We start from the raw sequence: 13,986 nt of genomic DNA, 5'->3' as shown, positions 1-13,986 counted from the left end.
CGCGCGCTGCCTTCTTTTTTGGCACGCCGACAGCATCACGGTGCCAGGCCGCAGTCCGGCCACTGCGCCCTGGCTTGTCCACAGGAGCTGTGGACAACTTTGCATATCGCCATCGGCCCCGCCGACAAACGCTCCGTCACGCCACAACGCGAGCACCTTCAAAAAAACAGCAGAAATTTCAGAAATGTCTGATTGTCCTGTGGACCACACTTTTTGTACGCTTGCTGCTTGCGAACGGTAGTGCTGCGTGCGTGCGCGCCTGGTGCCTGCCTTCGTTCCATCGCTGTCCGGCTCCAGCCCTGCCGCGGTCCGGCCGTCCCTGCCACGGCTCTCGTATTTCGCCATCGATGAATATTGCGCTGCTCATGGGCAAGTCGCCCCAACTCCGGCCGGTGCCGGAACTGCTGGCACGTTCCGGTTATCGTTGCAACGTGTTTGAAACGGGCCGCGACCTGATCCACGGTGTTAGCCAGGTACCGTTCGACATGCTGCTGATCGATGATGAACTGCCAGACCTGCCGGCCATCGACGTTATCCGTGCCGTGCGCTGTGCGCGCTCACGCGATGTGCCCATCATCATGCTTGCGGCCGACAGCAGTGAGGACGGCCTCATCGATGCACTCGACGCCGGCGCTGATGACTACGTGTGCCGCCCGCTCAATGTGCGCGTGCTCATGGCACGCATCACGGCGCTGCGCCGCCGGGTGACCGGCGAGCGCCTGCGCCAGGGCCTGGTAGTGCGCGTCGGCCCCTACCAGCTCAACAGCGTGGGCCGCTTTGCCACGCTGCACGACGAGCGCATCGAAATGACGCCGAAGGAATTCGACCTGGCCATGCTGTTGTTTTCCAATGTCGGCAGGGTCCTGTCCAGCGACCGCATCCAGCAGGCGGTGTGGCGGCATGAACTGGCGCCGCTGTCGCGGGCACTGGCGGGACTGATGTCGCGCCTGCGCAAGACCCTGCGCATCGGCATCGCCAACGGCATCGTCATCACTGTCGTCTACGCGCACGGCTACCGGCTCGACGTACTGGAAGGGGGCGCAGCGCCCAGGCTGCCCGCGGCGGACCGCCGGCTCACCAGACGCAGGCAGCCGGACCGCTAGACCGACAGCGTCGCGGCCAGCGACAGGAAATCCAGCACGGCCATGCCGGTTGCCGAGCGCTTGGCCTCGCGCTTGGCCGCCGCCGCGGCGGCGCCGATATGCTGGCTGCCCAGCCGCTGCAGGCCCGCCACGCCCTCGCCGCTCACGCACACCACGCCAACCGCCATCGACACTGGCGCAAAGAAGACCGGCCGCCCGTGGCGGTCTTCGCCATGCATGCCGCCGGCGTTGCGATCGGCGGGCGAATACATGGCGCGCGCCGCGTCGTTGAAGCGCCGGATCGCAGCTTGCAGGCGCGCGGCCCAGTCGCTGCTCTGGTACAGCACCAGGAAGTCGTCGCCGCCCACATGGCCGAGAAAATCGCGTGCGGGATCACAGGCCTCGGCCAGGATGGCGGCCGCGCCCTTGAGCATTTCATCGCCCTTCCAGTAGCCATATTTGTCGTTGAAGGGCTTGAAGTGGTTCAGGTCGACATAGCAGGCGCGGAACTCGCTGGCGGCGTCGATCAGGCGCTCGATATGCTGGTTCAGCGGGATATTGCCGGGCAGGAAGGTCAGCGGATTGGCGTAGCGCGCCGCCTCCATGCGCACTTCGGTGATGGCCCGGATCAGATCAGCGCCGGTGCCCAGGCCGATATAGCGGCCCTGTTCGGTAATCACGAAACCATCGGCAAGCGAGCGCGTGTTCTCGCCGGACAGGATCTGCGCCATCTCCTCCAGGCTGGCGCGATGGTCAAAGCAGGCCGGCTCGCGGTTGGCCATGGCGATGCAGGCCTTCTTGCCATACAGTTCGCGATGGAATGGCGCCGCGTAGCGGTCGATGAAAGCCTGGCGGCTGATGATCGCCAGCGGCCGGCCTTCGTCATTGACGACGGCCACGGCCTGCAGGTCGGGCTGGTCCTGGAAGACGCGCAGCACCGCATCGTTGCTGGTGGCAGGCGACACCGTCGGCGCAGGCCGCAGCAGGCGCCCGGCGGTGATGCCCGACCAGCCTGAGCGCACCATTTGCGGAAACACGGCGATATGCCGCGAAGCCAACGCCTGGTGCACGTGCTGCGGCGCCTGCGCGGCCGGCCGCAACAAGGGCCGGCCCACGTAGTAGCCCTGGGCGCCGGCCACGCCCAGGTCGCGGATCACGGCGAGCTCGTCTTCGTCCTCGACGCCTTCGGCGATCACGCGCCCGCCAAAGGCGCTCATCACGCGCAGCAGCGCGCGCAGGATCTCCAGCCGCCGCGAACAGGACGCAATGCCCCGCACCAGCGATTTGTCGATCTTGACGAACTGCGGCGACAGGTGCGCAAGCAGGTCGAGGTTGGCATGCCCGGTGCCGAAATCATCCAGCGCGTACTGCATGCCAAGCTCGCGCAGCACCGCCATCGCCTGGGCAAAGCTGGCAGCATCGCCGATCGGGGTCTGTTCGGTGATTTCGATCACCAGGCGCGACGGCGCAATACCGGCCTCCAGCAGCGCCGCCATCAGCCGCCCGCGCTCGGCCAGCAGGTGCCGCAACGTCATGGGGCTGAAATTGAGGAACAGCTTGCCGGGCAGGTCCAGGCTGCGCCAGGCGGCCAGCGCGGTGCGCGCCGCGTGGATCTCCAGCGCCATGGTCGCGGCAACGCCCTGCGCCAGCCGGAACAACGCGTCCGGGCTCGCCCAGGGCGAGCCCGCCGGCCCCCGGATCAGCGCCTCGTAGCCGAGGATCTCGGCATTGTCCGCCTGCACGATCGGCTGGAATACCGCATGCAGCGGCGGCAGCCGCGCATGCGCAAGTGCTGCGGCGATGGGGGTACCAGATGCGACAGGTGCGCGGTCGAGCAAAGGCGTGGCGGCAGGCAGGCCTGTCATGGCGGGAAATCCGGGGATGGGGCAAGAGGGCGAGCGACATTGCATGACATGGATATGACAGCGTGATGACAAAAATCCTCATTCCATGTCACGCCGGCGTCACGTTGATGATCGACCATCCGTGCGCCGCCTGCGACCGTCCCGGACAGAGGACAGCGCGCGCGGCAATTCGGGTCAAGCCCGGGCCGTGCATCGTTCAGGAGCCAGCACGCCCGTTTGGAGTCTTCTCCGTGGTGCAAGTCATCAAGACACACCTGCCCGGCCGCAGCCGGGCAGCTGCCCCCGCGCGGCTGTTCGCGCGGCTTTCCGCACGACTGGGCCGCCTGCCGCTGGTGGCACGCCTGTGCGCTGCCTTTGCCCTGGTGTACCTGTTCGGTGCCGCGGTCGGGTTGACCGGGATCGCCAACCTGGTCTCGATCAAGGCGCGCACCGACACCCTGTACCAGCACGACATGCACGGTGCCATCTCGGCCGAGCGCGCGCAGTCGGCACTGGCCACCCTCGGCCGTGCCCAGCTGGCGTTGACCATGGCCACCAGCAGCACCGAGCGCGACGATGCCGCCGCCGACGTCGCGCTCGGCCTGTCGCAGCTCGATGCTGCGCTGGCCGGCGTACGCCAGGCCGCCGCAGCACAGGCCGCGCCGCTGCTGCGCGAACGCCAGCGCACCGGCGAGCTGGTGCAGGCCTACGTGGCGCTGCTGCGCAAGCAGCCGCTGGACTCGCTGCAATTCGACAGCGCGGTCTCGGTCGACGGCCACTTCGTTACTGAACAGCTGCAATCCCTCAGCCGGCAGGTGGAAGCCGTGCGCCAGCAGCAGGAACAAAAGGCCGCCGCCACTGTGGCCAGCGTGGCGGCCAGCCAGCTGCGCGCGCAGGCATGGATGGCCGCCCTGCTCGGCGCCAGCCTGCTGGCGGCCGCCGCGCTGGCGTGGATCGCTGCGCGCAGCCTGCGTGCCGAACTTGGCGGCGAGCCGCGCGACGCCGCCGAGATCGCTCGCCGCATAGCCGCCGGCGACCTGACCGCCACCATTGCCCTGCGCCCGTCGGACCACAGCAGCATGCTGCACCACGTGGCCCGCATGCGCGACCAGCTTGCCGGCGTACTGGCCCGTATCCAGGCCAGCGCCCAGGAGATCACCGCGGCCGGCCAGCAGATCGCCGAAGACAACCACGCCTTGTCGGCGCGCACCCAGCGGCAGGCCAGCGCGCTCGATGCCACCACCGGCAGCATGCAGGCACTGGCAGCACGCGTGGCCGACGCGCACGCCCAGGCCACCGAATCGAGCCAGATGGCCAGCCAGGCACGCGCCGCCACCGATGCCGGCGCTGCCGTGGTGCAGCAGATGCGCGGCGCGATGGATACGCTGCACGGCCACTCGCGCCATATCGCCGAGATCGTCGGCGTGATCCAGGGGATCGCCTTCCAGACCAATATACTGGCGCTGAATGCCGCGGTGGAAGCGGCCCGCGCCGGCCCCGCCGGCCGCGGCTTCGCGGTGGTCGCGCAAGAAGTGCGCGCGCTGGCCCAGCGCAGCGCCGATGCGGCGCGCGAGATCGGCGGCATCGTCAGCACCGCTACACACGAGATCGAGCAAGGCGCGCGCCTGAGCGCCAGCGTGGTGGCGGCGATGGACCGCATCGCGGCTACCGTCGGGCACAGCCATGCGCTGGCCGAGGCCTTGCGCACGCTTGCCGACGAGCAGGCTGGTAGCGTGCAGGCCGCCGGACAATCCGTATCGCAGCTGCGCCAGACCGCCCAGCAGAACGCGGCGCTGGTCGATGAGCTGGCCAGCCAGGCAGCCCGGCTGGACCAGCACGCAGCGGCACTGGCCGACGATGTGGCCCGCTTCCGCTTCTAGTGCGTGTCATCTTTGTAACGGGCAGATGTGTCTGGGCGAAACATTTGTCATGGCGACGTAACCGGCATTTACGTCTACCCCGATAAAGTTACAGATCTGTTTCAACTGAACCCGCGCCGGTTACGTGTCAGCCTGCCCGTGGCGAGTAATCTTGGTTCACACCAACTGAACTGTCACCCGCACAGGAAACCATGGCTGAACGACTCATCATGCTGGACGTACCCGGCGTCCTGTATTCCGACCGCTCCCGCACCCGCCTCGGCGGCATTCCGGATTCGGGCACGCTGCGCGACGTCCGGTTCTTTGATCCTGTCGCGCTGGGGTTCGTACGCAGGTTGTTCGGCGTGGCCGGCGCCCGCGTGGTGGTGTCCGACGCCTGGCGCCGCGGCACGCCCGCGGCAATCCTGCAGCAGCTGGACCTGCAGGTCGAAGCCATGACCCCGCCGGCCGCAGGCGGCCATGGTGCGGAGATCGAAGCTTATTTCGCCCAGGGCGCCAAGCCGGTTCACTACGTGATCATTTCCTGCGCCGCCCCGGAGTCGATGCCCGAGGCCTTGCGCGAGCATCTCGTCACCGTTGACCCGGCTGCCGGGCTGACCCTGGAGAACTTCCAGCAGGCGCTCGGCATCCTGGGCGTGGCCTGCCCGTCCACGGTGATGCCTGCACCGAAACTGGATGCCGGCCTGAAGGCCAAGCTGGCCCAGCTGCAGCAGCTCGCCCGGGAAAATCCGGCCCGCTTTGGCGGCGCACTGGCACCGGCACGCGAGCGCACGCCCGTCCCCGCCTGATCCGCACCAGCAGCACATCCCGACGGGGCGCCATAAAGCGCCCCGTTTGCATTGGTGCGCCCGCCACGCGCCCCCGATCCCGTATCATGCTCGGTTTCACCGGAACACAGTCAGGACGCCGCCATGCCTCACCTCGTCATCGAACTCACCGAAAACACCCGCCTGAACTGCTCGCAGGAAGAGTTGCTGGATGAAGCCAATGCCGCCCTGCTGGCCTCCGGACAGTTCCAGGAGGCGGACATCAAGTCGCGCTGCGTCACGCTGTCGACTTACCGCCAGGGCGTGGACGCGGTCGAGCGGGCCTTTGTCCACGCGCGCCTGTCGATCCTGGACGGCCGCGACACCGCCGTGCGCCAGGCGCTGGCGCAGGCCGTCTGCGACGTGATCGCCGAAGCCGTGCGCGCCGGCTCCGGCACCGGCCAGGACGTGCAGGTGTCGGTAGAGGTCTGCGAGATGGCGCGGGCAACCTATGCCAAGCAGGTGGTGGCCTGAGTTTGCGGACCGGATGGTGGCCGCCAAATAAAAAACCCGCAGCCATTGCGGCCGCGGGCGGAAGCTTCAGGAAGACTCCGGAAGCTCTGTCATGGGGAGCGCCCCCGCACCCATGACCTGACCGATTCTAGGGGGGCGCCCGTCCTGTCCATTTGACGCAGGTTAAACTTGCTCCAGTCGGATCCGGTTGCGGCCAGCCTGGCATGAATCACCGGGCGGCCGGCATCAACCCGGGTCGGTCACCTCCTGCGGGGCAACGGCAGTGCGCACAGGCGCCAGCCCGTCCCTACCCTCCGTGCCGTGCGCGTCGTCGGCAAGCACTGACCGCACAATCTCGGCAAACGCCGCGTCCGCTTCCGGCATCGGCAGCAGCATCCAGACGTGGAACATTCCCTCGCCCTCGTGATACCGAAGCGGCAGGCCCTGCTCGTCGGCCATCTGGCGGAACTTCCTGCAGTCGGGCAGCAGGATGTCATGGGTGCCGATAAACAACGTGGTGGGCGGCAACCCGCGCAACACGCCGTGCATGGGACTGACCTGCGGCAGGGTGACCGGATCCGCGCCGGCATAGACGCGCCCGCATTCAATGCCCCCGGGGCGTGACAGCATCGGGTCGAACGGCTCCAGGGCATCGATGCCGGGATTGTCGCCGGTGGCATCCAGGAACGGCGACAGCAACACCAGCCGCCGCGGCAGCGGCTGGCCGCTGTCGCGCAGCACCTGTGCCAGCGCCAGTGCCATGCCGCCGCCAGCGGAATCGCCCATGACGGTCAGGTCTGCGCCCGGATGGCGCTGCTGCAGCACCTGCCACAGCGGCACCATGGCCGCGAACACGTCGCGGTGGGTATGTTCAGGCGCCAGCGGATAGACCGGCACCGTCACCGCGCAGCCAAGCGCGTCCACCAGCTTGCCGATGAAATCCCAGTGCTGGCTGACGATGTCGAAGACATAGCCGCCGCCGTGCAGGTAAAGGATATGGCGGGATTTACCGTGCGCAGGCCCGCCCCTGGGCCGCACGGTGTAGACCTCCATTCCGGCGATCCGCTCCTCGCTGACCGCATGCCGCGCACGCAGGCGCCGGGACGGATAGGCGCGTCCGACGATACGGCGCCGCCGGATTTCATCATGGAGCGCCTGGGCGCTGGCAAACCGCCGCTTGCGGCGGACCAGGCGCAAGGCAAGCCGCCACAGCTGGCTTTGCAGACTTGGCATCGTGTCTCCTCCCGCGCCGGTCTGTCGCCGGCGGCTGAAAATGCAGGAACGCGCGGCACGTATTTCGCTCGCGCATAAAAAAAGGAGCCGGCAAGCGGCTCCTTTTTTGTCAGAACAACGTGGCGCAGATCAGGCTGCGGCGTCCTTCAGCTTCTTCAGCGGACGGACCTTGACCTTGACGCTGGCCGGCTTGGCCGGGAACCAACGCTCTTCACCGGTGAACGGGTCCTTGCCGAAACGCTTCTTCTTGGCCGGCACTTGCTGCGCCGTGACCTTCAGCAGGCCGGGCAGCGTGAACTCGCCAGCGCCCTTCTTGTTCAGCGCGCCGATGATGGTGGTTTCCAGGTGGGCCAGCACCGTCTTCACGGCCTTGGCTTCCAGTTGGGTCTGGGCTACCAGGTGAGCGACCAGGCTCGACTTGTTGAAGGTGTCCTTCAGCGGGCGCGCAACGGGCGCAGCGGCGGGAGCAGCCTTCTTGGCCGGCGTGGCCTTCTTGGCGGCAGCCTTCACGGGTGCCTTGGTTGCCGCGGCCTTCTTGGCAGCGGGCTTGGTTGCAGTCTTCGCGGTCGGTTTCGCTTTGGTCGCCATATCGATATTCGTAAGTTGAACAGATGGGTGTCGGCAGGTGTTTCGCATTGCTTCTCAGCGTTGCGCAATCGTCTTCTCGACGCCCACTGAATCATAGCGGAAAGTACCGTAAGTCAAGGGGTTTTCGTGCATTCGAAACGTAAAACCCCGTGAAAACCCCGGGTTTTGTCGCGGCTTTGCCTCAGTGGAAACGCGAATACGGCCTACGTACCCCCGTTTTGGCGTTCGAGGCAGGCTCTTCGGTGCCTGTGCGCGCAGCGATGCGCGTGCTGCGGCGCTACCGTTTGCTGCCTGGTCACGAGGGTTTCGTTCAGCCCGCATTCAGGCAATCTGAGGCAAACTCCGGGCCATGAAGTTCAACTTCCCGGCCCTCCTGCGCCCCGGCGTGCTGGTCGCTGCGGCGCTGCTGGCGCTGGCGGCGATGCCGGCCGCGCACGCCGACAAAGACGCCGACCGAGCCCGCGCGGCCGTGCAGTCCGGCGAAATCCTGCCGCTGTCGCGCATCCTGGAAACGGTATCGCGCCAGTACGAGGGCGACGTCATCGGCGTTGAGCTGGACCGCGACGACGGCATCTGGCAATACGAGGTCAAGCTGCTGTTGCCGGGCGGTTCGGTGGCCAAGCTCGAGTACGATGCACGCACGGCCGCCCTGCTCAAGGCGAAGGGGCGTGGGCTGGAAAACGCCCGCCGCAAACCCTGACCGACAGGAAACCCCGATGCGCATCTTGCTGGTCGAAGACGAAGCCGCCCTCGCCGCCCAGGTCCGTGCCAGCCTGGCCGAGGCCGGCTATGCCGTCGACGTGGCCGCGGACGGCCTGGATGCCTGCCACGTGGGTGAGCAGGAGCCCTACGACGCCGTCATCCTGGACCTGGGCCTGCCGCGGCTGGACGGCCTTTCGGTGCTGCGCCGCTGGCGCGCCGCGCAGGTCAGCGTGCCGGTGCTGATCCTGACCGCGCGCGACAGCTGGACCGAGAAGGTCGAAGGCATCGATGCCGGCGCCGACGACTACCTGGCCAAGCCATTCCGCATGGAAGAGCTGCTCGCGCGCATCCGCGCGCTGATCCGGCGCGCGCACGGCATGCCGGCGCCGGAGCTGCAATGCGGCCCGGTGCGGATGAATCCGCGCGCAGGCAAGGTCACCGTCGACGGCACGCCGGTGGCACTGACCTCGCATGAATTCCGCGTGCTGGACTACCTGATGCACCATCCCGGCGCCATCGTCAGCAAGACCGCGCTGACCGAGCATATCTATGCCCAGGACTTCGACCGCGACAGCAACACCATCGAGGTCTTCGTCGGGCGGCTGCGCCGCAAGCTTGGCGTGGATGTCATCGAGACCGTGCGCGGCCAGGGCTACCGCATGCGGCCGCCGTCGCCACCGCAGCCCTAGATGCCGGCCCGCCTGCGCCGATCCCTTGCGCTGCGCCTGCTGGCAGTGGCGGCGGTCTGGCTGGCAGCGGCGCTGGGCGCCAGCGGCTGGCTGCTGTCGACGCTGTTCGAGCGCCACGTCAACAACACCTATGTGCGCCAGCTCGACCACCAGTTGGCGGGCCTGGCCGCGGCGCTGGACTGGAGCGCCGACGGCAAGCTGGTCCTCACCCGTACCCCCGCCGATCCCCGCTACGAGCTGCCCTACTCCGGCACCTACTGGCAGGCGCGCGCGCCGGGCGCGCTGCTGCGCTCGCGCTCGCTGTGGGATACGGAAATGCCGGTGACGGTGGAGCGCCGCCTTGCCGGCGCCCAGGCCGACGTGCGCCCGGGCCCCGGCAACCAGTCGTTGCTGGTGGTGTCGCGGCAACTGGTGCTGCCGTCCGCGGATACCCCGGTAGAGATCTCGGTGGCACTGGACCGGACCGAGCTGCGTGCCGCGCGCCGCAGCTTCAACCGGACGCTGGCGTGGTCGCTGACGGCGCTGGGACTGGGGCTGATGCTGGCGGTTGCGGCGCAGGTGAAGTTTGGGCTGGCGCCGCTGGCGCGGCTGCGGCGCGCGCTGGGCACGATGCAGGCGCGGCGCGAGGCACGCCTGGGCGGCAACTGGCCCACCGAAGTCGAACCCCTGGTGGCCGAGATCAATGCCCTGCTGGCACGCAACACTCAGGCGCTGGAACGCTCGCGCCGGCAGGCGGCGGACCTGGCGCACGCGGTCAAGACGCCACTGGCAGTGCTCGCCAACGAGGCCGCGGCGCTGCCGGGGGCGCCGGCGCAAGCCGTGGCGGCGCAGGTCGAAGCGATGCGCCGGCAGGTCGACCGCCATCTGGCACGCGCCCGCGCCGCGGGCGCCGCGGCGGCGCGCGGCCAGCGTATCGATGCCGGCGCGCCGGTGCGGGAGCTGACCCGAGCACTGGCGCGGCTGCACGCTGAGCGCGCGCTGACGCTGACGGTTGAAGGCGCCGGGCACTTTGCCGGCGACCGGCAAGACCTGGTCGAAATACTCGGCAACCTGCTCGACAATGCCTGCCAGTGGGCGCGCACGCGCGTGCGCGTCACGCTGCAGGAAGCGGATGGCGAGCTCGAAATACTGGTCGAGGACGACGGCCCGGGCATGCCGCCGGAGGCGCAGGCACTCGCCACCGCCCGCTTTGGCCGGCTCGACGAGGCCGCTGCCGGCAGCGGGCTGGGCCTGGCGATCGTGACGGAAATCGCCGCGATGTACGACGGCAGCCTGGCGCTGGCATCGAGCCCGCTGGGCGGGCTGGCGGCGCGGCTGCGGCTGCCGGCGGGGCTGCCCTGATCAGTGCGCGCGGGCGGCCATGGCCTCGCGCGTGCCGCGTGCCAGCCCCAGCGCAAAGGCGGTTTCCGCCACCAGGAACAGCGGACCGATCAGCAGGCCGACCAGGTCGTCGACGAAGGCCGGCTTGCGCCCCTCGTAATAGTGGCCGATGAACTGGATCACCCATCCCACCACGAACAGGCCAAGGCCGATGGCAAGCCACCAGGCGGTGGGCATCGCCGCAATGTGGGCGCCGGCATAGAGGAAGAACGCCAGGATGACCGCCATCGCCACCCCGAACACCAGCGACAGGCGCAGGTAGAACAGGCACGACAGGATGTACAGCAGCATCGCCGGCGTCAGGTAGGCAGAGCCGTCGCCCAGCGGCAGCGCCGGGCGCGCCAGCAGCGTCGTCACTGCCAGCACGATCATCGGAATGCCAATGAAGTGCGTAAAGACGTTGCGCGGGTCGCGATGGTAGGCGGCGTAGTTGGCCAGGTGTTCGATCAGGGTTTTCACGGGGGTATCTCCTTGTATGCGCAGGCGTGCGCGTGCCGCGCCGCAAGGGCGGCCGGACGCTGCCGCCTGCTGCTGCGCGGCGGGCGGGATGTGGATTTATAGTAGTGGGCGCGCACAGTCTGGTCTGTCAGGTTTTTGACAGTCCGGACCGTCGCAGCGTGCCCTTGTGTGTCCCTGCTGACACCCGGCACAACCCCATATGAAAGGAGACCGGCATGGGACTGGCGAGCCCGCCGCAACGCCCTCAACCGCAATTCGCCGGCAAACTGCCCGGCACGGTGCCGCCGCGCGACGATGCGCTTGCTGCCGTACGTGCCGGCGCCTGGTTCAGCCAGTTGCCGCCCGCACTGCGCCAGGCACTGCTCGATGATGGCAGCCTGCGCCGGCTGGTGGCCGGCGAGACGCTCTTTGCCCGCGGCGACCGTTTCGACGGCCTGTATTGTGTCGCCAGCGGCACCATGCAGATCCACGCCAGCGGCGAATCGGGCAAGGCGGCGTTGCTCGGGCTGCTGGAACCCGGCACCTGGTTCGGCGAGATCTGCCTGTTCGACGGCCTGCCGCGCACCCACGACGCGCGCGCGGTCAGCGCCACGACACTGTGGCATGTGACGCGCTCCAGCCTGGAGCAGCGCCTGGCGCAGCAGCCGGCATGGTGGCAGGCCTTCGGGCAATTGCTGGCAGCCAAGACGCGCCAGGCCTTCAACTATGTCGAGGAAGCGCAGTTGCTGCCGCCGGCGGCCCGCATTGCCCGGCGCCTGGCCGCGATCGCGCATGGCTACGGCAACCTGCCGCAGGTCCAGGCCACGCAGCGCGTGCGCATCCCGCAGGAGCAGCTGGCGCAGATGCTGGGCCTGTCGCGCCAGACCGTGAACCACGCGCTGCGCGAACTGGAAGCGCGCGGGCTGCTGCGGCTGGAGTATGGCGGCATCGAACTGCTTGACCTGCCGGCGCTGGAAGCGCTCAACTGAACGCATCGCACCGGAGCCCCGCACACCATGATGACCCTGGACGCACCCCAACAGGATGCCTGGCTCGCGCGCCTCGGCATCGCCGCCCCGCCCTCGCCCACGCTGGAAGCGCTGGATATCGTACTGGCCGCGCACCTGGCCAGCATTCCGTTCGAAAACGTCGATCCGCTGCTGCGACGGCCAGTACGGATCGAGCTGGATGCGGTCTTCGACAAGCTCGTCGCGCGCCGTCGTGGCGGCTACTGCTTTGAACTCAATACCCTGCTTGCGGCCGGGCTGAGCGCGCTCGGCTACGTTGTGACGCCGCTGGCCGCGCGCGTGCGCTGGGGCGTTCCCGACGACGTGCCGACCGCGACCTCGCACATGCTGCTGCGGGTGGAGGTGGCGCATCGCAGCTACCTCGCCGATGTCGGCTTCGGCGGCCCCACGCCATACAGGGCGATGCCGCTGTCCGAGCCGGCCGATGACAGCTTCCCCTACCGTCTGGCGCCTTCGCCGCCGCAGACCTCCGCCACCGCGTTCCACAGCTACGACCTGGAGGCGCGCGGCGATGCCGGCTGGATCAAGGTCTACCGCTTCGACCTGACACCGCAGCCGTGGATCGATTTCGTGCCGCGCAACTGGTATGTATCGACGCACCCTGACAGCGTATTCCTGCAGCGGCTGATGGCCGCGCGCACCGACGGCGGCACCCGCGTGACGCTGGCCGACGGCGAGCTGGCCGAGCGCGCAGCTGACGGCACCGTGCGCCGAACCCGGCTGGCCTCGCCCGAGGCCGTGGTGCAGGCCTTGTCGGATCGCTTTGGCGTGCTGCTGGACGATGAGCTGCGGCGTGGCCTGGCCGACGCCCTGCCAGCGCTGCTGGCGCCCGCAACGGCATCCTCCGGCACCTGAGGCGCCATTATTCTGCTGTGCAGCATGCCTGCCATGCACGGCGCGCATTGCCCGCAGAAAGAATCCTGATATGGCCGGCGCACGGCACCCGGGCCTGTGGACTGGGGCCAGCGGCGCCACCATAATGTCCCGGCGATGCTGCCTGCGGGCGCGTCGCCAGGACAAAGCCGGCCCCTGACGCCGGCGCAGCCATACAGGAGACTCCATGTCATTGTTTGATCTGACGGGCAAGGTTGCCATCGTCACCGGCTCCTCGCGCGGGATTGGCCGCGCCATCGCCGAGCAGATGGCCGTCCAGGGCGCCAAGGTGGTCATTTCTTCGCGCAAGATCGAGGCCTGCCAGGAAGTGGTGGATGCCATCAACGCCCGCCACGGCGCCGGCACCGCGATCGCGGTCCCTGCCAATATTTCTTCAAAGGACGACCTGCAGCGCCTGGTCGACGAGACCAACCGCGCCTTCGGCAAGATCGACGTGCTGGTCTGCAATGCCGCGTCCAACCCGTACTACGGGCCCATGAGCGGCGTGTCGGACGACCAGTTCCGCAAGGTGCTGGACAACAACGTCATCTCCAACCACTGGCTGATCCAGATGGTGGCCCCGCAGATGATCGACCGCAAGGACGGCTCGATCATCATCGTGTCGTCGATCGGCGGCCTGCGCGGCTCGCCCACCATCGGCGTGTACAACATCTCCAAGGCCGCCGACTTCCAGCTGGCGCGCAACCTCGCCGTAGAGTTCGGGCCGCACAACGTGCGCGTGAACTGCATCGCGCCGGGGCTGATCAAGACCGACTTTGCGCGCGCGCTGTGGGAAGATCCCGAGCGCTACAAGCAGTCCACCCAGGGCGCGCCGCTGCGCCGCATCGGCGAACCCGTCGAGATTGCCGGGGCGGCGGTCTACCTGGCGTCGGCGGCCAGCACCTTCATGACCGGCCAGGCGCTGGTCGTGGACGGCGGCGTGACCATCTGAGCGTCTGACCCCAGCGTTGGGGGGGGGGGGGGGGGGGG

General features: G+C 68.4%; 14 protein-coding genes. 10 read left to right on the top strand and 4 right to left on the bottom strand.

Annotation, left to right across the window (positions count from 1 at the left end; genetic code table 11):
- The first annotated feature begins 347 nt into the window (after nt 1–347).
- On the top strand, nt 348–1,103 hold the full coding sequence (locus AC3WRR_RS11825) for a response regulator transcription factor (protein ID WP_439672699.1): 756 nt from the start codon (nt 348–350) through the stop codon (nt 1,101–1,103).
- On the opposite strand, the gene AC3WRR_RS11820 is transcribed toward AC3WRR_RS11825, so the two are convergent.
- Entirely contained in the window at nt 1,100–2,947 is a 1,848-nt protein-coding gene (locus AC3WRR_RS11820) for a phosphodiesterase (protein ID WP_492297058.1), read from the bottom strand. The two genes, AC3WRR_RS11825 and AC3WRR_RS11820, sit on opposite strands and share 4 nt — an antisense overlap.
- A gap of 230 nt (nt 2,948–3,177) precedes the next feature.
- On the opposite strand from AC3WRR_RS11820, the gene AC3WRR_RS11815 reads away from it, so the two are divergent.
- From AC3WRR_RS11815 to AC3WRR_RS11805, 3 genes are all read left to right on the top strand, one after another.
- Nucleotides 3,178–4,806 carry a methyl-accepting chemotaxis protein gene (locus AC3WRR_RS11815; RefSeq protein WP_492297056.1) on the top strand — a complete coding sequence of 543 codons (1,629 nt, stop codon included), beginning with the start codon at nt 3,178–3,180 and terminating at the stop codon, nt 4,804–4,806.
- A gap of 191 nt (nt 4,807–4,997) precedes the next feature.
- Nucleotides 4,998–5,594 (top strand): HAD domain-containing protein, encoded by a 597-nt coding sequence (locus AC3WRR_RS11810; RefSeq protein ID WP_058697090.1) that lies wholly within the window; start codon nt 4,998–5,000, stop codon nt 5,592–5,594.
- 123 nt (nt 5,595–5,717) lie between these two features.
- Nucleotides 5,718–6,086 carry a 5-carboxymethyl-2-hydroxymuconate Delta-isomerase gene (locus AC3WRR_RS11805; RefSeq protein WP_010809405.1) on the top strand — a complete coding sequence of 123 codons (369 nt, stop codon included), beginning with the start codon at nt 5,718–5,720 and terminating at the stop codon, nt 6,084–6,086.
- A gap of 225 nt (nt 6,087–6,311) precedes the next feature.
- Here AC3WRR_RS11805 and AC3WRR_RS11800 read toward each other — a convergent pair whose 3' ends face one another.
- The gene (locus tag AC3WRR_RS11800; RefSeq protein ID WP_011617102.1) at nt 6,312–7,298 is read right to left on the bottom strand and encodes an alpha/beta hydrolase fold domain-containing protein; all 987 of its coding nucleotides are present in this window, start codon (nt 7,296–7,298) and stop codon (nt 6,312–6,314) included.
- A gap of 129 nt (nt 7,299–7,427) precedes the next feature.
- Entirely contained in the window at nt 7,428–7,886 is a 459-nt protein-coding gene (locus AC3WRR_RS11795) for an HU family DNA-binding protein (protein WP_010809407.1), read from the bottom strand.
- A gap of 349 nt (nt 7,887–8,235) precedes the next feature.
- On the opposite strand from AC3WRR_RS11795, the gene AC3WRR_RS11790 reads away from it, so the two are divergent.
- From AC3WRR_RS11790 to AC3WRR_RS11780, 3 genes are read left to right on the top strand one after another with little or no spacing between them, the layout of a single operon-like run.
- Nucleotides 8,236–8,586 (top strand): PepSY domain-containing protein, encoded by a 351-nt coding sequence (locus AC3WRR_RS11790; protein WP_010809408.1) that lies wholly within the window; start codon nt 8,236–8,238, stop codon nt 8,584–8,586.
- A 16-nt stretch (nt 8,587–8,602) separates the two neighbouring features.
- A complete protein-coding gene (locus AC3WRR_RS11785; RefSeq protein ID WP_492297054.1) occupies nt 8,603–9,277 on the top strand; it encodes a response regulator transcription factor in 675 nt (224 codons plus the stop codon).
- Nucleotides 9,278–10,618, top strand: a complete 1,341-nt coding sequence (locus tag AC3WRR_RS11780; protein ID WP_492297053.1) for a sensor histidine kinase — start codon at nt 9,278–9,280, stop codon at nt 10,616–10,618.
- Here AC3WRR_RS11780 and AC3WRR_RS11775 read toward each other — a convergent pair whose 3' ends face one another.
- Entirely contained in the window at nt 10,619–11,116 is a 498-nt protein-coding gene (locus AC3WRR_RS11775; RefSeq protein ID WP_010809411.1) for an Mpo1 family 2-hydroxy fatty acid dioxygenase, read from the bottom strand.
- Between the two features lie 215 nt (nt 11,117–11,331).
- Here AC3WRR_RS11775 and AC3WRR_RS11770 point away from each other — a divergent pair, with 215 nt between their 5' ends.
- The 3 genes from AC3WRR_RS11770 to AC3WRR_RS11760 all read left to right on the top strand — a co-directional run bounded on the left by AC3WRR_RS11770 (nt 11,332) and on the right by AC3WRR_RS11760 (nt 13,948).
- On the top strand, nt 11,332–12,084 hold the full coding sequence (locus tag AC3WRR_RS11770) for a Crp/Fnr family transcriptional regulator (protein ID WP_058697089.1): 753 nt from the start codon (nt 11,332–11,334) through the stop codon (nt 12,082–12,084).
- A gap of 27 nt (nt 12,085–12,111) precedes the next feature.
- Nucleotides 12,112–12,978 carry an arylamine N-acetyltransferase family protein gene (locus tag AC3WRR_RS11765; protein WP_011617097.1) on the top strand — a complete coding sequence of 289 codons (867 nt, stop codon included), beginning with the start codon at nt 12,112–12,114 and terminating at the stop codon, nt 12,976–12,978.
- A gap of 205 nt (nt 12,979–13,183) precedes the next feature.
- Complete coding sequence (locus tag AC3WRR_RS11760; protein WP_011617096.1) at nt 13,184–13,948, top strand: SDR family oxidoreductase; 765 nt, start codon at nt 13,184–13,186, stop codon at nt 13,946–13,948.
- Nucleotides 13,949–13,986: the final 38 nt, after the last annotated feature.

Source organism: Cupriavidus sp. FW305-3-2-15-C-LB2 (genome assembly GCF_058787575.1).
This window is presented reverse-complemented; position numbering and strand designations above follow the sequence as displayed.